Below are 18387 nucleotides of genomic sequence, written 5' to 3'. Positions count from 1 at the left end.
CTCATCATCACGCCGATACGGCATCAGGAGGCCTTTCACGATGCATCAAGACCGAGCCCGCTTCCCCCAGGCTGCCCTCGACTCGCTTCGAACGAGCTTCCGCGGCGAGCTCATCGACCCCGACCACGGGCGTTACGACGCGGCCCGCGTCGTCTGGAATGCCCGCATCGACAAGAGGCCGGCGCTCATCGCGCGCTGCGCCGGGGTCGCGGACGTCCTCGCCGCCGTGCGGTTCGCGCGGGAGCACGACGCCCGCGTCGCGGTGCGGGGCGGCGGACACGACATTGCGGGCAACGGCGTATGCGACGGCGGGATCGTGATCGACCTGTCTCCCATGAAGGGCGTCCGCGTCGATCCTGCGCGGCGCACCGTCCGCGCCCAGGCGGGGCTCACCTGGCGCGAGCTCGATCACGAGACGCAGGCGTTTGGCCTCGCGACGACCGGGGGCCAGTGCTCCGCCACCGGGATCGCCGGGGTCACGCTGGGCGGAGGGATCGGTTGGCTCATGCGCCAGCATGGCCTCACGATCGACAACCTCCTCTCGGTGGATCTCGTGACCGCCGACGGCCGGCTCGTCACGGCGAGCGCCGACGAAAACGCGGACCTCTTCTGGGGACTCCGCGGCGGCGGCGGCAATTTCGGAATCGTCACCGAGCTCGAATTGCGCCTGCACCCCGTCGAGCAGGTGATGGTAGCGATGCTGTTTCACCCGGTCGAGCGCTTCGCGGATGTGCTGCGCTTCTACCAGACGTTCGCCCGGACCGAGCCGGAGCGCATGAGCAGCACCCTGATCCAGATCGCGCTCCCGCCCATGCCCACGCTCCCCGCGCGCATGCACGGCGTGCCCGGGGTGATTCTCGCGGCCTGTTACAACGGCCCGAGCGCGGATGCGGAGGCGGCCTTCGCACCGCTGCGCGCGTTCGGCCCGCCGGCCGCGGAGCTCGTGAGCCCGATGCCCTATACCGTCCTCCAGAGCATGTTCGATACAGCGCCGGCGGGCGCCTACGGTTATGGCCAATGCATCCGCGGGCATTACGTCTCCACGCTCGGGGACGACGGCATCGAGGCCATCGCCGCGCAGCTTCGCGCGGCCCCGTCACCGCTTTGCCTCTTCGAGATCGCTCACCTGGAGGGCGCGATCGCGCGTGTCGGCGAGGACGAGACCGCGTTCCCGCGGCGGAAAACCCCGTTCTTCTCGATGTTCCAATCGAGCTTTCAGGACCCGGCCGACGCCGAGCGCCACATCCGCTGGACGCAGGACGCCTGGCAAGCCATGAAGCCGTTTGCCGCCGAAGGCGTTTATGTGAATTTCATCGACGCCGGCGAACCTGCCGCGCGGGTGCAAGAGACCTACGGCGAGGCCAAGATGAAGCGGCTCGCCGCCCTCAAGCGTGCCTACGACCCGACGAATTTCTTTCGGTTGAACAAGAACATCGCGCCGTAGCGCACCGCGACGTCCCTGTTCGGGCGGCGCTTCGCTGGGGCGTTGCCCCAGGCCCCACCCGGGGCTATCCGCCCCGGGACCCGGACCAGCGCAAGCGCTGGACTCGGGACGATGAATTGCGCGATGCGCAGTTCATCGCACAGGCCGCGTCAAGACCAGCAGCGACCCTGTCAATCGAGACAACCGCGCTGCCATTTCGATTGGCAACGCTGTCTCTGGTCTTGCCACCCGGCTTGGTGGAAGAACTGCGCATCGCGCAGTTGTTCCACCCCGAGTCCAGGGCTTGCCCTGGTTCGGGTCGAGGGGCGAACAGCCCCCGCGGGGCCCGGGGCAGCGCCCCGGCGCGGCGGCCCCAAGTAGAGACCCATGCTCAGCAGCCAGGGGCTTCGAGGTTCGTCCGAACCTTCTCCAGCAGCGAAACGAGCTGACGCCGCTCGTCCGCACTCAGCCCTGACACCGCCACTTCGGACAGCCGGCGCGCATGGCGCAGCATCGTCTGGTGGATGGCCTGCGCTTCGGCCGTGGGCTCGAGCCTGACGCTGCGCCGGTCGGCCTCGTCCGTCCGTGCCTCCAGCAAGCCACGCTCCTTGAGACCGGCGACCAGGCGCGCGAGCTGCCCCTTGTCCCGGCCCGTGTGCGCCACCAGGTCGCTCAGGGTCGAGCCCGGCTGGCGCGTGAAAAAGCCCAGCACCTTCCCTTCCATGTGGCTCAGGTCGTGATGCTCCTCGCGCATCGCTTCGTGCCGGCGCGCACGAAATAGGTGCATGATCGCGTGGATGGACTCCAGCACGTCGGCGTCCCGCGGATCATGGTTGACATTGTCAACTGTTCTGCCCATGATGGGTGACATTATCAACCAACCCACGGAGGTTGCAATGACACCATCGCTTCCCGCGCGCCGCGTGCAGCGCGTGCGCCACGAGCTCCGCCGGCGCGACGTCGAGGTCGCCCGGGTGGAGCGCCTCGGCCCGAGCTTCGTCGCGGTCACGTTCTCCGGCGACGCGCTCGCCGACTTCGTTTCGCTTTCGTTCGACGACCACGTCAAGTTCATGTTCCCCGGCGCGGACGGCGAGCTCATCCGCCGGGACTACACGCCTCGGCGTTTTGATCCCGAAAAGCGTGAGCTGACCCTCGAGTTCGCCTTGCACGACGAGGGCCCTGCCTCCGACTGGGCACGAAAGGCCGCCCCCGGCCAGCGGGCGACGATCGGCGGGCCGCGCGGGTCGATGATCATCCCGCTCGATTACGCGTGGCACCTTCTCGTGGGCGACGCCTCCGCCCTGCCCGCGATCCACCGGCGCCTCGAAGAACTGCCAGCGGGCACGCGGGCCCTCGTGATCGCGCACGTCGCGGACCCAAAGGACCGCCGCGCGCTCGCGAGCGCCGCGAAGCTCGACGTCCATTGGGTGAACCGCGCGGAAGATCTCGTCACGTTCGTGGGGGACCTGCCGCTGCCCCCGGGCGACGGGTTTGTCTGGTGCGCCGGCGAAGCGTCGGAGATGTCGCGCCTGCGTCAGATCCTGCTGGTGGACAAAGGGCATCCCCGCGAGGCCGCGCGGATCGCCGCCTACTGGAAGAAGGGCGCGTCGGAGTTCCACGAAAACCTCGAATGAGGTCGGGCAAGACGTCCTCGACGCGCGCACCCGTGGTGTGGTAGGGACCGCGTCGCCCATGAAAAACGTCGGTGTCGTCGGGGCCTTGCTGACCGCAATGATGTTCCTTTCAGGCTGCAGCGGAGCGGCCGGGACCGTACCCAGCGAGCCGCCGCGCGCCTCCCCGGCGAACGCCGCCCCGGCGGCCACGAGCGCTGCCCCTGCGGTGGCGTCGATTTCCGCGCAGGGAGGCTCGGCGCCGGCCTCCGTCCCCGCTCCCCTCCCCGTGCCCACGTTCACGGGGACCGCGGGAAAAGGCCTCTATCTGCTCAAGCCGGCGCGCGTCTTCGATGGCGATACCGCGCGCCCGCACGAGGGATGGGTGGTCCTCGTGCGCGGCAATCGTATCGAGCTGGCGGGGCCCGAGGGGAAGGTGCAGGCGCCGAGCGACGCGGTGGTCGTCGATTTGCCGAACACGACGCTTTTGCCCGGGCTCATCGAGGGGCATTCGCATTTTTTCCTGCATCCGTACGACGAAGCATCCTGGGATGCGCAGGTGGCCCGGGAGCCGCTCGCCCTCCGCGTCGCCCGCGCGACGAATCACGCGCGGAATACCCTGCTCGCCGGCTTCACCACGGTCCGTGATCTCGGGACGGAGGGCGCGGGGTACGCCGATGTCGGGCTCAAGCAGGCCATCGACCAGGGAATCATCCCCGGGCCTCGGATGCTCGTCACGACAAAGGCCATCGTCGCCACGGGGAGTTATGGTCCCAAGGGCTTCGATCCCGGCTTCCACGTGCCGCAGGGCGCAGAAGAAGCCGATGGGCACGATCAGCTCCTGCGTGTCGTGCGTGATCAGATCGGGCACGGCGCCGATTGGATCAAGGTCTATGCGGACTATTACTGGGGACCCGGCGGCGCGGTACGGCCGACGTTCTCGGTCGAGGAACTCCGACTCATCGTCGAGACCGCGCATTCGAGTGGCCGGAGCGTCGCGGCGCACGCGAGCTCGGCCGAAGGGATGCAGCGCGCGGCCCTCGCCGGCGTCGATACGATCGAGCATGGAGATGAGGGGACGTCGGAGGTCTTCAAGCTCATGGCGAAGAATCACGTCGCGTTTTGCCCGACGCTCGCGGCAACCGACGCCATCGCGCGTTATCGGGGCTGGAAGAAGGGCAGCACGCCCGAGCCCGAGAGCCTCACGAAGAAGCGCAAGGCCTTCAAGGCGGCCCTCGATGCAGGGGTGACCCTCGTGAACGGGAGCGACGCCGGCGTGTTCGCCCACGGAGACAATGTCCGCGAGATCGAGTTGCTCGTGGAATACGGCACGACGCCTGTCGATGCGCTGCGCGTGGCGACCTCCGGCGGGGCGAAGGTGCTGCACCTCGATGCGGCGATCGGCTCGGTCGCGGCCGGCAAGCTGGCTGATCTGATCGCGGTCGAAGGGGATCCCACGCGGGAGATCGCGGCGCTGCGTAATGTCCGGTTCGTGATGAAGGGCGGGGCCGTCTACAAGCGCCCGTGAGGCGCGAGCCTGCCGTGCGCGGACGCTCGTATGCGTGGCGCCGCTTTCGCGAACGAACGATCTCGACCCCGAAAAACTCGCGGGAAAGCGGCGCTAGCGGAAGCGCAGGCGGAGGCCTATGGAACCGGGGGCCCGGAGGACCAGGTGCCGGTGCCTTTCATGTACACGCTGACAGAGACGCTCTCCGATCATGACGGTGTCGCCGTTTATCGTGGACGCAGGGACGCCGATCAACGTCCGGTGGTCATCAAGATGCTCGATCCGCGGCGGTGCCGGCCCAGGGATCTCGAGCGCCTGAAGAACGAGTACGAGATCGGCAGGACGCTCGACATCCCCGCGGTCGCGAAGCCGCTCGCGCTCGAATCGCTCGAGGGTTCGCCGGCCCTGGTCACGGAGGACGCGGGCAGCGTCTCGCTTCTCCACCTCCTCGGGGCGCCGATGGGCGTTCCCAGGTTTCTCCCTCTCGCGGTGGCCATCGCGCAGGCCGTCGCGGAGATTCACGCCCAGAGCATCATTCACAAGGATCTCAAGCCGGCGAACATCCTCGTCCATCCCGCGACCGGCGCGGTCCAGATCGCCGACCTGGGAATCGCTTCCCGGCTTCCCCGCGAGCTCCGGTCCGCGCAGCCCCTTCGCCTCATCGAAGGCTCCTTGCCGTACCTGTCGCCGGAGCAGACGGGCCGGATGAACCGCGCCATCGACAATCGCTCCGATCTCTATTCCCTCGGCGTCACGTTTTACCAGATGTTGACGGGCCGGCTGCCCTTCCAGGCGACGGATTCCCTGGAGTGGGTGCATTGCCACATCGCTCGGTCACCCGCACCCCCCGCGGAGCTCGTGCCGTCCGTGCCGGAGGTGCTCTCTCGTATCGTCATGAAGCTGCTCGCCAAGGGAGCGGAGGAGCGCTACCAGAGCGCGGCCGGTCTCCGGCACGACCTCGCGCGTTGCCTCGCCTCGTGGCAATCGACGAGCCGGCTCGAGCCCTTTCCCCTGGGCCAGCGAGACATGGGGGATCGATTTCGGATCCCCGAAAAACTCCATGGTCGTGACGAGGAGCTCGCCGCGCTCCTCGGGGCATTCAGGCGGGTCGTCGCCGAGGGAACCCCCGAATTCGTGCTGGTCTCCGGCTACGCCGGCGTCGGCAAATCGTCGCTGGTGCACGAGCTCGACAAGCCGGTCTTCCGGGAGCAGGGCATGCTCGTCTCGGGGAAGTTCGACCAATACAAGCGCGACATCCCCTACGCCACGATCGCGCAGGCCTTCCGGGACCTCGTGAGCGAGCTCCTCGCCCAGACCGACGAGCAGATCGAAGCCTTTCGGCAGCGACTCCGCGCCGCGCTCGGGGTGAACGGTCAGCTCATCGTCGATGTGATTCCCCAGATCGAGCTCGTCATCGGCCGGCAGCCACCCGTCCCGGTTTTGCCCCTCGTCGAGGCGCAGAACCGCTTCCACATGGTGTTCCAGAAGCTCGTCTCCGTGTTTGCCCGGGCAGATCACCCCGTGGTGGTTTTTCTCGACGATCTCCAGTGGGCGGATTCGGCGAGCCTCGACCTCCTCACGCACCTCGTCACGCACCCCGATACGAGGTATTTTCTTCTGATAGGTGCGTATCGCGACAACGAGGTCGACCCGTCGCATCCGCTCATGCGCATGCAGGGCGAGGTGCGGAGGAGCGGCGTCGCCGTACGTGACCTCGTCCTCGCGCCCCTTTCGGAGGCGCATATGGCCGATCTCGTCGCCGACATCGTCCACCGCCGCCCCGAGGAGGTCGCGTCCCTCGCGCGGCTCGTGCACGAGAAGACCGGCGGCAATCCATTTTTCGCGATACAGTTTCTCACGACGCTGCACCAGGAGCACCTGATCACGTTCGATCCGCGATTGGCATCCTGGAGCTGGGACGTCCACAAGATCCAGGCCAAGAATTTCTCCGACGGCGTCGTCGACCTGATGGTGGGAAAATTGAGGCGCCTCGCGGCGACCACGCAGGACGCCATGAAGCTCGCCGCCTGCGTCGGGAACATCGCGGAGACCCGCGTCCTTTCGATGATCGACGGACGCTCCGAGAGCGAACTCCACGGCGCGCTCTGGGAGGCGGTGCACGAGGGCCTCGTCCTCCGCCGTGACGATACGTACGAGTTTCTTCACGATCGGGTGCAGGAGGCGGCCTACTCGCTCATCCCCGAGGAAGAGCGGGCCCTCGTGCACCTCCGGATCGGAAGGCTGCTCGTCGCGCACGTATCCAAGGAGGAGCTCGAGGGGAGGATTTTCGACATCACGAACCAGTTGAACCTCGGCGCGTCGTTGCTCGCGTCCCGCGACGAAAAAGACCGGGTCGCACAGCTCAATTTGATTGCTGGAAGGAAGGCGAAGGCATCCACGGCCTACCTCTCGGCCATCAAATACCTCTCGGCTGGGATCGCGCTGCTCGCGCCCGATGGCTGGGAGACCCAATACGAGCTCACCTTCCGCCTTCATCTGGAGCGCGCCGAATGCGAGTTCGTGAGCGGTGGGTTCGCCGCGGCGGAGGGCTTGCTCTCGGTGATCCTCGGGCACGCCAGGACAAACCGGGACCGCGCCGCGGCCACGTCCGTGAAGGTGTACCTGCACGCGGCCCAGAATCAGCACGGGAAGGCCGTGGCAGCGGCGATCGCGGGCCTCGGCCCCTTCGGGATCGAGCTCGTGCCGCATCCCAGCCGAGACCAGGTCGACCAGGCGTATGGAAGGATCTGGCAACGGCTCGGCGAACGGCAGATCGAGGACCTGATCGACCTGCCCCCCATGACCGACGCCGACGCGAGCGCGGCCCTCGACATCCTCGTGGCCATCAATTCGCCGGCGCTCAACACCGACAACAATCTCGTTTGCTTGACGGCGTGCCATGCCGTGAACGTGAGCCTCCAGCATGGCAATGCGGCGGGATCGAGCTTCGCGTACGGGTTCTTCGGCATGCTCCTCGGACCCGAGTTTGGCCAGTATCGCCTCGGGTTTCGCTTCGGAAAACTGGCTTATGATCTGGTCCAGAAGCGGGGCTCGACGGGCTACGAGGCGCCCGTGCTCCTCGAATGCTTCCTCCTTTCGTACTGGGCGCAACCGGCCGCCACGCGCCGGGCCTTGGCCGACCGTGCGTTCGCCACGGCGCTGGAGGTCGGCGATCTGACGTTCGCCTGGTATGCTGCCCGGGCCCTCGTCACGTTCCTCCTCGTCAAGGGCGAGCCTTTGGAGGATGTTTCCCGCGAATGCGAGCGGGCGCTCTCGTTCGCGCGGAAGGCGAAGTTCGAAGGGGGCGACGTCGTCGTGAGGCAGCGGCTCATCGAGAACCTGCGCGGCCGCACCGATCACTTCGGGTCGTTCAACGGCGCGGGGTTCGACGAGGTGGCGTACGAGGCTTTCCTCGGCGAGCACGAGACGACCATGGCGATCGTCGCCTGCTGGTATTACGTCTGGAAGACCCAAGCGCGCTTCATGGCCGGCGATGACGAAGGCGCCGCCCTGGCAGCGCGGAAGGCCCGCGCGCTCCTCTGGTCGGGTCCTTCGTTCGAAGAGGCCTCGGAATGTCATTATTATGGTGCGCTCTCCCTCGCGGCCCGTTATCACGAGACGACCCCCGCGGAGCAGGCGGAAGCCATGGCGACCCTGCGCGCCGACCAGGAGCGGTTCCGGGTTTGGGCGGACAACTGCCCCGAGAGCTTCTTGCACAAACATGCGCTCGTCTCGGCCGAAATCGCGCGGGTCGAAGGCCAGGATCAAGAAGCGATGCGGCTCTACGAGCAGGCCATTCGCGCGGCGCGGGAGAATGGCTTCGTTCAAAACGAAGGGATCTCCTGGGAGCTCGCCGCGCGATTTTATCGCGATCGGGGGTTCGTCATCGCCGACACCTACCTTCGCGAGGCGCGCTCGTGTTACATCCGCTGGGGGGCCGAGGGCAAGGTGCGGAGCCTCGACCGGTCGTATCCGCACCTGCCCGAGAGCAGGTCCATTGCGCCGACGGCCACCTTGGCTGTGCGGGCCGAGCAGATCGACCTCCTCGCGGTGGTCAAGGCGTCGCAGACCATCTCGGGCGAGATCGTGCAGGAGAAGCTCATCGACACGCTGCTCCGGGTCGTCCTCGAGCTGGGCGGGGCGCAAAAAGCCTATCTGCTCATCTCCCGAGGCGGAGCCTTGTGGATCGAAGCGGAGGCCACGCTCGACGCCGGGGGGGCGCGCGCGCGGATGTTATCGCCCCTCCTGGCCGAATCCTCGGAGCTCGTCCCCGCGTCCATCGTGCAGTACGTACGTCGCACGAAGGAGCGTCGGATCCTCGACGACGCCAGCGCCGAGGCGGGCAGGTTTTCCTCGGACGAATACATCGTGCGGCGCGCGCCGAGGTCGATCCTGTGCTTGCCGATTCTCCGGACGGGCGAGGTGTTCGGCCTGCTTTATCTCGAGAACAACCTCGTCCCGGGGGCCTTCACGGCCGAGCGGCTCTGCGCCCTCGAGCTCGTGGCTTCGCAGGCCGCCATCTCCCTGGAAAACGCCCGGCTGCTCTCCAGCGAGCAAACTGCGCGGCAGGCGGCCGAGCAGCACGAACGCCGCTCGGCATTTTTTGCGGAGGCAAGCGAGAGCCTCGGCGCGTCGCTCGAGTACGAGCAGGTCCTCCGCTGCCTCGCGGAGCTCTGCGTCCGCGGTCTCGCCGACTGGTGCGTGATCGACATCATCGACAACGGACGAATCCGGCGGGTATCGGGGATTCACCGAGACCCAGCAAAACAACCGCTGCTCGAGGAACTCCAGAGGCGCTATCCGCCATTTCCTGGATCGCCCCACCCCGCGGCGCGGGTGATACGGAGTGGTGCGCCGCTCCTCTTTTCCAAGATCACCGACGCGACGTTACGCGCAAGCACCGTGGATGCGGAGCATTTCAGGATCCTCCGCGCGCTAGGGCCCAAGAGTGGAATGCACGTGCCGCTCGTGGCGAGGGGGCAGATCGCCGGAGCCGTGACCCTCGTCTCTGCCGATCCCGCCCGACCCTACGGGGCCGCCGATCTCGGCATGGCCGAGGAGCTTTCGCACCGCGCCGCGATCGCCATGGACAACGCGCGGCTCTACCGCGCGACGCAGGAAGCCGTTCGTATGCGCGACGAGTTCCTCGCGGTCGCCTCCCACGAGCTGCGCACCCCCATGACGTCGCTGGGGCTCTCCCTTCAATCGCTCCTCCGGTCGATCCAGTCGGACAAGCCCACCGATCGCAAGGCGACCGAGGACCTCATCCAGCGCGCCTGTCGCCAGAGCGATCGAATGAACAGGCTCATCGACGAGCTGCTCGACGTCTCGCGGTTCGATTCCGGACAGGTCGCGCTCGAGACCACGGAGGTCGATCTCAGCGCCCTCGTCAAGGAGGTGGTCGCGCGGTTCGAGCTCGATCTGCAGCGATCCCGATGTCCGGTCACCATCCACGGCGACGCACCCGTCATCGGTGTGTGGGATCGGTCCCGCCTCGAACAGGTCGTCACGAACCTCCTTGGCAATGCCATCAAGTTCGGCGGTGGCAAACCCATTACAATCGTCGTCCGCAAGGAAGCGGGCAGCACGAGCCTCATGGTCTCGGACCAGGGAATCGGGATTGCACCGGACCAGCAAACCCGAATCTTCGAGCGCTTCGGGCGTGCCGTCTCGGCGCGCCATTACGGCGGACTGGGGCTCGGCCTGTACATCTGCCGCAGGATCGCCGAGGCGCACGGCGGTTCGATCCGGGTCGAGAGTGCGCAGGGGATGGGATCCACGTTCGTGGTCGAGCTCCCCGGTGGCATGTAGCCCTCAGGCAGCGTCGTGATAAACGTCCCGGAACACGAGCATCGCGCCGAGCTTACGCTCGTTGTCGCGCGGGAACCCGCACGCCGGGGCGAACTCGTCCGCGTCCTTGTACGTGCCGAAGAGCCGATCCCACAGCGGCAAATCGGAGAAATTGTAACGATGGACGTCGAGCTGATGGTGCACGGAATGTAGCTCGGGCGTCTGGATGAACCATTTCAGCCAGCGAGGGCTCTTGAAGTTGCCGTGATAGAAATACTCCCCGGTCGCGGCGAAGAAGTTGAACCAGAACGCGCCCTCGAGCGAGATGCCGAGCAGGAGGTACGCGATCGCCGCGCTGAGCAGCGCGTCGGAGAACATCTCGACGGGGTGCTTGTAGAAGGACGTGAGAATCTCGATGCGCGCGGGCGAGTGGTGGATCTGGTGGAAGACGCGCCAGAAGCCGTCGGCATGGCGCCAGCGGTGCCACCAGTAGTAAAAGAACGTACCCACGAACCACGCCACGAGCCCCTCGAGCCACGGGCGTTCGAGCGCGGAGATCGTGAAGAGCGAGGCGCCCTGGAACAGCCGCGCCCAGACGCGGTTCAGCGCGAGCGTGATGCCGAGCTGCGCGAGGTTCAGGAGGAGCGCGCGGACGTGCCAGCCGGCGACGTGCGGCAACGCGCGGCCTGGCCGCACGCGCTCGAGCACGAGGAACGCGAGTGTCGAACCGATGGTGAAGATCGTGGGGAGCGTGAGGTGGGGCATGGGAAGCTCGCGTCGCGGAACATACCAGCAGAAGCGACAGCCGCGAAAGCTGCCACTGCATCCCGATGACGCGGCTCGAGCTCGCCTGTCGCATCCGGACCGAACGGGGGGTGTCGATTTTTGTGTCAGCGCCGTGCGACAGGTTCCCTCCCCGCGCGTCATCCCTGTGAGCCCGGGAAGGAACACCTCATGAAAGCAGGCTGGTTGTTATGGTTTGGACTCGCCCTCGTGAACGGCTGCACCCGCTCCGCCGGGGAGGCGGGCCAGGATCGGCCGGCGCACTCGGCGATCACGAGCGCAGGCAGCGCTTCCGCGCCGATCGCCGTGGCGCCCTGCGGTCCAGACGCTTATCGGCACGAAGGCCCCGACTTCTGCGCAGAGCTGCCGGCCTCCGCGCGCGGCAAGGCGCCGATGGTGATCGAAAATGGCGTGGCCTTTCCGGACGTCATCTTCACCTGGACGCCGAAATCGAACGCGGCGGCGGTCGCCGAATGGAAGACCCCGAAGGTGCTCGACCACCACCACGGCCCCTTCGAGATCTGGACGACCGAGCCGATACCCGGTGGCACGTATTTCCTCATCTACGATGCGACCCAGCACGACACGGCAGAGGTCGCGAAGATCCCGAGCGTCCGCGGTCTGGCTGTCGTCGAAGGGGAGACGATGGTCGTCCGGTGCGTGGTGACGGTCAACCTGGAGCCTCAGGACGACCCGCGAGCGATGGCCGCTTCGCACGCAACCGAGCTCGCCGCCTGCAAATCGCTGCGCGTGTTCGGGCGCTGAACCCAGGAACGCTCGAGCCGCTCTCGGGGGCGGCTTGACAAACCTCCCACCGGAGCGAAAGCTGAGCCCATGTCGACGTTCAGAATCGTGGCCTTCACCATTTCGGCCCTGGCCTCCGCCTGCACCACCAGCACCCCGGAACCGCAACCGCCGCCGCCGCCCGCCCCCGCGCAAGATGCGCCGAGCGCGAGCGCTGCACCGGCCCTCGATCTCAGCACCCCCGAGAAGGCGCGCGCGACGATCTACGAGGTGCTACGCCGAGACGACAAAGAAGCGTTCAAACGATGCGTCTCCAAGCGCGTGCTGGAGAGGCAAAACGACCAGTTCGACACGTGGTACGCGGTGTGGAAGGCGGCCGCCGACAAGGGGCCTCCGGAGAAGTTCCAGAAGATCGGAGTCACGCAGGAAGACGGCGTTTACAAGCTCGACGAAAACTGAGATTTCTCGCGGCCGTCTCATGCGGAGTGGAAGTGCCCCTCCGCATTGTCATGGCCCGCGCGTCGCGGCGGGAGACACATCCTCGACGTCAAGGAGATGCGGCGTGACCCAGCGTTTCCGCACCGTCCACGTCATGCCGACGCGCGCCCGGAGCTCGTACGTGACCTGCGGGCCCGACGCCCAGCGCGCGATATCGGCGATGCCGTCGCCGTCGAGATCGATGTCGAGCTCGCGCACGAAGGTGTCTTTCGACCCTTTCTTCCAGGCGTCGATCCAGTTGTCATCGCGGAAGGTGATGCGCGCTTTCGTAAGCGGCCCGAAGGCCGGACCGACGGCGATCGCATCGGCGATCGGCCGCCCCCACGCGCCGTCCGGCGCCGCCGTCGCCCGGTGCTGCGGGCAGTGATCGCATCGCGCCTCGAGCGCGCCGCGGACCACCACCTCGCCAAGAAAGCCTTCACGATCGACGAGCGACCATCGCTCGCCGACGGCGGGTGCGGGGCGCACCCAGGTCGCGAGCACGACGACGTCGTTCGGTTCGCCTTCCGATGGCGTCGTCACCTCGGCGAGCCTCACGGCATCGGGCTGCGGCGCCGCCGCGTGTTTCGGAGCGCCGCACGATACGAGGACGATCAGGACGAGCGAGAAACGCATGTTCGACCCGGCACGTGATTCGGGCCAGCATCCTACTCCGCGAGGATATGCGGAGGGAAGTCCTCATCTGGGAGGCGCAGCGCTGGGGCTTTGCCCCAGGCCCCACCGGGGCTATCCGCCCCTGGACCTGGACCAGCGCAAGCGCTGGACCCGGGGTCGATGAACTGCGCGATGCGCAGTTCATCGAACAGGCCAGGTCAAGACCAACGACGACCCTGCCCATCACACCGGCCTGTTGGAAGAACTGCGCATCGCGCAGTTCTTCCACAAATGGTCCAGGGCTTGCCCTGGTTCGGGTCGAGGGGCGAACAGCCCCCGCGGGGTCCGGGGCAGCGCCCCGGCGCGGCGGTTTCCTCGCGCTCTCCGCTCGGGGATTCAGCGCCCGAACGTCGCGCCCGTGCGTCGCAATGCGTGCTCGATGCCGCTTTCGAGCGACGAGCGCGTCGTGATGCCGCGGAAATCTGCGTCGAGTCCGACGAGCACCTTGGCGACCTCGCCGCGGATCCCCGTGAGCACTGTCTCGGTGCCGAGCAATGCGAGCGCGCGCGCCGTCTCCACGACCGTGCTCACCACAGACGCGTCGACGCAGCGCAGCCCCGTCAGATCGAGGAGCACCAGGCGCGCGGAGGACGCGTGCGCGCCGGCCAGCGCGGCTTCCAGGATCTGCTGGGCGCGCGCCGCATCCACGCTCCCGATGATTGGCATGACGAGCACACCTTTCGTCAGCGGAATGAGCGGCGTTGACAGCTCCGCGAGCCGGTCTTCCTGGGCGCGCAGGATCTTCAGATGCAGCGCCTCGCGGGCCCGCTCGGCCTCGGCGCGCTCTGCGAGCTCGCGTTCGAGCCGCTCGCTTTGCGCGCGCAAGACCTCCGCCTGCTCCACCGTGCGCGCATTGGCTGCGCGGAGCTCTGCGGTACGCTCCTCGACCTCGCGCGCGAGCAGTTTTCCGTGCGCGGCGAGCTCACGCGTCTTGTCCTCCAGCGTTGCGTAAAGCAACGCATTTTCGAGGGCGCCGGCTGCCTGCGCGCTCAGGATCTGGACGAGCTCCGCGCGCTCCGCGGGGAATGCGTCGCGGGCCTCGAAATGTTCGAGCACGAGCACGCCGAACCGGCGGCCGCGTTGCTTCAGCACGAGACAAAGAAGCGAACGAGGCGCGCGGCGGCGGAGGTAGGGGTCGTCGCAAAACCGTGGATCGATTGCCGGATCCGTGAGCAACAAGAGCTCGCCGAGGCGCACCGTGTACCGGATGATGGATTGCGGCAAATCGTTACGCGTTTCGAGCGGGGCCTCGAGCTTGACGCGGACCTCGTCGGGCTCGAGGGACGCCAGGGCTTCGAGGCGTAACGCGCCCTCTCGTTCGAGCACCAGCGCGCCGCGTTGCGCCCCCGCGCAGGCGAGGATCGTGCGCATCACGCGATCGAGGGCGTGTTCGAGGTGGAGCTCACTCGAAATGGCGCTGGAGGCGCGCAGGAGCGCCTGGATGTCGAGCCCGCCTGTGTCGCTCGGGAAACGCAGGCTGCCGGCGGGCTGCGAGCTCCTTTGCCACCGTGCGACCTCGCCAAACCGGGCCCGAAGCTCCGCGACTTTGGCGTTGGCCCCCCATCGCTCGTAGGCGTCGATGGCTTCGGCCACGTACACGGACGCCGCGCGGCCCGAGCCGAGCTGCGTGAGACAACCCGCCGCGAGCTCGTGCCCGAGCGCCTCGTATTGCAAGAACGCGCCGCGCTGCGCCTCGTCGATCGCCTCGTCGAAAAGGGCGATCGCGTCCTCTCGGCGCCCCTCGACGCGCGCGCGCTCGGCGCGGACGAGCAGCCATTTGTGCCGGAAATTATCGCGGCCGTGCGTCGCCCATGCGGCGAGCCGCTCCTCCTCCTTGCGCGCGGCTTCGAGGTGCTCTTCCCCTCCCAGCGCGAGGTGCGCGAGCGCCACGTAAAGCGCGAGCGTCGCCTCGATCGGCATGGCCATGACCGCGCCGAGGACGGGCCGGATGTGCTCGAGCTCGGCGAGCGCCTCGGCGGGACGGCCGAACGTGTAGAGCTGAAAGAGCCGCAGGATGTGGTGGAATGCGATGCCGCAGCCGAAGCTCGCCGCGTGGATCTGTGCGAGGGCGTTCGCCTCGTCGAATGCGGGGCTCATCGACGTCACGTCGGATCCGATGAGCGCACGGAAATATTGCTCTTCCAGCTTGATCGTCAGCTCGATGGGCCGGTTGTTGGTCCGCTTCGCGAACGTGACGAACCCCTCGCAAATGCGGAAGAGGTCGGGCAGCGGCGTACCAATCTCGTAATGCTGCCAGGGGGCCTCGAATGCGAGGAACCCTGCATACACCGCGTCGCCGACCTCCTGGCACGCCGTGAACGCGCTCTCCAGCACGGGCAGGTCCTCGCGCATGTGGCGCTGCCAGAACTGGATGTGATCGCCGTGCAGATGAAGGAGCGTCCCGCGGAGCCTCTTGTCGCCCATCTTCTCGTTCAGGCGCAGCGACATCTCCGAGAAACGGACGCCGGACGGGGTGTCGCCGAACACCGCGACGAGCATGAGGCCGTAGACGCTGTAGGCGAAGCAGGACGGCTCCGCGTTGCCATGCCGGAGCGAGAAATTCAGCATGCGCAGCGTGACGAGCGGGAAAAGCGCCGGGCGGCCGATGTAAGCACAAGGCGCGCAATCGGCGAGCAACGTGAGCACCGCGCGATCCCTCGGATCGACCATGCGCGGCGCCGAGAGGAGATCCTCGATGCTGCGGCCCGCCATTCCAGTATGGATTTGCTCGATCTCCCCCGCGATCTGCGCGTTCGCGTCCTCGGCCGTCTCGGGCAAATCGACGCCGAACCTGCGCAGCGCTGCCGTCGCGAGCGTCACGCCCTCCGCATACCGCCCCGCGACCTGATACAGCTTGAGGCGGACGCTCTCGAGGCCCGCGCGCTCGACGTCGTCCTGCGCGCGCCGCAGGCATTCGGCGAAGAGCGCCTCGGCCGCGTCGAAATGCCCCGCGAGGTACTCACTCTCGGCGCACTCCGCGTGCAGATCTCGCGTGAGTGTGTACTCCGTCCCCCACGCGTCCTCCGGCAAAAGGCCGAGCCCCGCGCGCAGAAGCTCGACGGCGTACGCATATGCCGTCGACGCTTTTGCATTCCGCCCGGCCGCGAGGTCGAGCCGCGCGAGGTCGACCTTCTCCTCGGCCGATTCGAGGAGCGTCGCCGCTCGGTTCAGATGGCCGACCACCGAAAAGAGCGCTCCTTTCGCGTCGAGCCCCCCGCGCCCGCGGAGCGCTCGGCCGATATCGAGATGTGTGCGCGGCCGGTCCGACGCGGGGATCAGCAGGTATGCGCCCTGCTGAATGCGGTCGTGCAGGAAGCGGTACCGCGATTCCTCGTGGGCGCTCGTGTCCCTGGAATCGAGCGTCTGGACGAACCCCGCCTGCACCGCGCTCCGGAGGGCGACGGCGAGCTCGGCCGGCGAAAGCTCGGCCACGAGCGAGAGCGCGCCGAGGTCGAACTGGTGGCCGATGCAGGCCGCGAGTCGGAGCACGCGCAAGGTCTCGCGCGGCAAGCGCCCGAGCTCGGCCGCCACGAGCACGGCCACGTCGTCGCTCACGCCCCGCGCGCTGATCTTCTCGAGGTCCCATTGCCATGCCCCCGCGGCCTCGTTCCAGGCGAGGTCTTGGTCGTGGATCATGGCGACCACGAGCTGATTCACGAAAAACGGGTTTCCGAGCGTCTTTTGCGTGACGTGCTCGGCGAGTCTCGAAACGGCGTCGGGCGAGCATTCGAGCCCGTCGGCGAGCAGCGACGTCACGTCCGCAGAGGAGAGCGACCCGAGGTGGATCTCGGTCACGCGGGCGCCGTCGCGCCGGAGCGCGTCGAGGGTTTGCCTGAGCGGATGCGCCGCGTCGACCTCTTGCTCCCGATACGCGCCCATGAGGAGCAGATGCGAGCGCCCCGGATCCGTGAGCCAGAGCCGAAGCAGCCGAATGGAGGCCGCGTCGGCCCATTGCAGATCGTCGAGGAAGATGGAGACCGGGTGCTCGGGCCGGCAGAAGACGGAGAGGAGCGCCTGCAGCACCTGATCGAAGCGGTTCTGCGACTCGGACGGCCCGAGCTCGAGGACCGCCGGCTGCGGCCCGAGGATGCCCTCGAGCTCGGGCAAAAGCGGGACCACGAGGGCCGCATTCGCGCCGAGCACGGCGGCGAGCGACTGCCCGAGCGCTTCGACCTCCGCGGGCCGCTCGGCCATCACCTGGCGCAAGAGATCCCGGAGCGCCTGCGATACCGCGCTGAACGGTTGATTGCGGTTGTACTGGTCGCACTTTCCCGCGACGAAATAGCCGTGCGCGAGGGCGACCTCCGGGTAGAGCTCCTGCACGAGCGCCGATTTGCCGATGCCCGCATATCCCGCCACGAGCACGAGCTCGGCGCCTTTGCGGCTCGCCCGCCCGAACGCCTCGCGCAAGGCCTCGATCTCGCGCGCGCGCCCGTAGAGCCGCTGGGCCCCGGTCCAGGTGCGGCGCCGATCGTGCTGGCCGAGCGGGAACGGCTGGATCTCGCCCCGCTCGTCGAGCTCCAGCAAGCATTCGACGAGGTCGGCCGCGAGCCCGGACGCGCTCTGGTAACGGGCGTCGGCCTCCTTTGCGAGCAGCTTCGAAACGATGGCCGAGACCACCTTGGGGATATCGGTGTCGAGCTCGTGCGGCGGCGTCGGGGTCCGCGCGATATGGCTATGCACGAGGTGGAGGGGATCGGCGCTCGTGAACGGCAGCGTTCCGGTCAGGAGCTCGTACATCGTGACCCCGAGCGAATACAGATCACTCGTGCGGCCGATGGGACGCCCGGTGCGCCCCGTCTGCTCGGGCGAGACATAGGCGAGTGTGCCTTCGAGCGACTGTGCCGCGACCCCGTCGGCGAGCTTCGCCCCGATGCGCCCCGCGAGCCCGAAATGGAAGAGATGCACAGAGCCCGTCGTCGGATCGTAGAGGATGTGATCCGGATGGATGTCCTTGTGGACGACGCCTTTTTCGTGGACGGCGGCGAGGATCTCGCACACCGATACGACCACCCGGATCGCCGTTTTCAGAGACAACCGGCCTCGACGGAGGGCGTCACGCAGCGGATGACCCGCGACAGACGGGAATGCGAGCGCCCAGCGTCGCCCGACCCGCACGAGGCCTTGGCTGTGCAGGACGCCGGGGACCGCTGCGAGCTCTTCGAGGATCTCGTGCTCGTGACGGAGGAGCGCAATCTCGCGCGAGCTCGGCAGCTCGCGGCCCGTCATTTCGAGGATCCAGGGCGTCCCGTCGTCCTTTCGCCGGGCCCGGACCCAAACGTGATCGTTGTCCGACGTGATTTCCTCGATGGCCTCGAAGGTCGAATCGAGCATGAGTGTATTCGGCGTGCTTCCCATTGCTCCTCTGCTCGCGGTAC

At 67.5% G+C, this 18387-nt stretch carries 10 protein-coding genes; 6 read left to right on the top strand and 4 right to left on the bottom strand.

The window, feature by feature from the left end:
* The first annotated feature begins 40 nt into the window (after nucleotides 1–40).
* A complete protein-coding gene (locus tag KEG57_RS38350) occupies nucleotides 41–1444 on the top strand; it encodes an FAD-binding oxidoreductase (RefSeq protein ID WP_272424468.1) in 1404 nt (467 codons plus the stop codon).
* A gap of 370 nt (nucleotides 1445–1814) precedes the next feature.
* Here KEG57_RS38350 and KEG57_RS38345 read toward each other — a convergent pair whose 3' ends face one another.
* Nucleotides 1815–2282, bottom strand: a complete 468-nt coding sequence (locus tag KEG57_RS38345) for a MarR family winged helix-turn-helix transcriptional regulator (protein WP_272424469.1) — start codon at nucleotides 2280–2282, stop codon at nucleotides 1815–1817.
* 37 nt (nucleotides 2283–2319) lie between these two features.
* Here KEG57_RS38345 and KEG57_RS38340 point away from each other — a divergent pair, with 37 nt between their 5' ends.
* The 3 genes from KEG57_RS38340 to KEG57_RS38330 all read left to right on the top strand — a co-directional run bounded on the left by KEG57_RS38340 (nucleotide 2320) and on the right by KEG57_RS38330 (nucleotide 10351).
* Nucleotides 2320–3057 (top strand): siderophore-interacting protein, encoded by a 738-nt coding sequence (locus KEG57_RS38340; protein WP_272424470.1) that lies wholly within the window; start codon nucleotides 2320–2322, stop codon nucleotides 3055–3057.
* 58 nt (nucleotides 3058–3115) lie between these two features.
* Nucleotides 3116–4561 (top strand): amidohydrolase family protein, encoded by a 1446-nt coding sequence (locus KEG57_RS38335; protein WP_272424472.1) that lies wholly within the window; start codon nucleotides 3116–3118, stop codon nucleotides 4559–4561.
* A 159-nt stretch (nucleotides 4562–4720) separates the two neighbouring features.
* A complete protein-coding gene (locus KEG57_RS38330) occupies nucleotides 4721–10351 on the top strand; it encodes a sensor histidine kinase (RefSeq protein WP_272424473.1) in 5631 nt (1876 codons plus the stop codon).
* Between the two features lie 3 nt (nucleotides 10352–10354).
* On the opposite strand, the gene KEG57_RS38325 is transcribed toward KEG57_RS38330, so the two are convergent.
* Nucleotides 10355–11095 carry a sterol desaturase family protein gene (locus tag KEG57_RS38325; RefSeq protein ID WP_272424475.1) on the bottom strand — a complete coding sequence of 247 codons (741 nt, stop codon included), beginning with the start codon at nucleotides 11093–11095 and terminating at the stop codon, nucleotides 10355–10357.
* A gap of 189 nt (nucleotides 11096–11284) precedes the next feature.
* On the opposite strand from KEG57_RS38325, the gene KEG57_RS38320 reads away from it, so the two are divergent.
* Both KEG57_RS38320 and KEG57_RS38315 read left to right on the top strand, forming a co-directional pair.
* The gene (locus KEG57_RS38320; protein WP_272424477.1) at nucleotides 11285–11878 is read left to right on the top strand and encodes a hypothetical protein; all 594 of its coding nucleotides are present in this window, start codon (nucleotides 11285–11287) and stop codon (nucleotides 11876–11878) included.
* Nucleotides 11879–11947: 69 nt separating this feature from the next.
* Nucleotides 11948–12316 carry a hypothetical protein gene (locus KEG57_RS38315; RefSeq protein ID WP_272424478.1) on the top strand — a complete coding sequence of 123 codons (369 nt, stop codon included), beginning with the start codon at nucleotides 11948–11950 and terminating at the stop codon, nucleotides 12314–12316.
* Between the two features lie 48 nt (nucleotides 12317–12364).
* Here KEG57_RS38315 and KEG57_RS38310 read toward each other — a convergent pair whose 3' ends face one another.
* Nucleotides 12365–12970, bottom strand: coding sequence for a hypothetical protein (locus tag KEG57_RS38310; protein ID WP_272424479.1), 606 nt, complete (start codon nucleotides 12968–12970; stop codon nucleotides 12365–12367).
* A gap of 375 nt (nucleotides 12971–13345) precedes the next feature.
* Nucleotides 13346–18367 (bottom strand): AAA family ATPase, encoded by a 5022-nt coding sequence (locus KEG57_RS38305; protein WP_272424480.1) that lies wholly within the window; start codon nucleotides 18365–18367, stop codon nucleotides 13346–13348.
* Between the last annotated feature and the right edge of the window lie 20 nt (nucleotides 18368–18387).

The sequence above is a fragment of the Polyangium jinanense genome (assembly GCF_028435365.1).
This window is presented reverse-complemented; position numbering and strand designations above follow the sequence as displayed.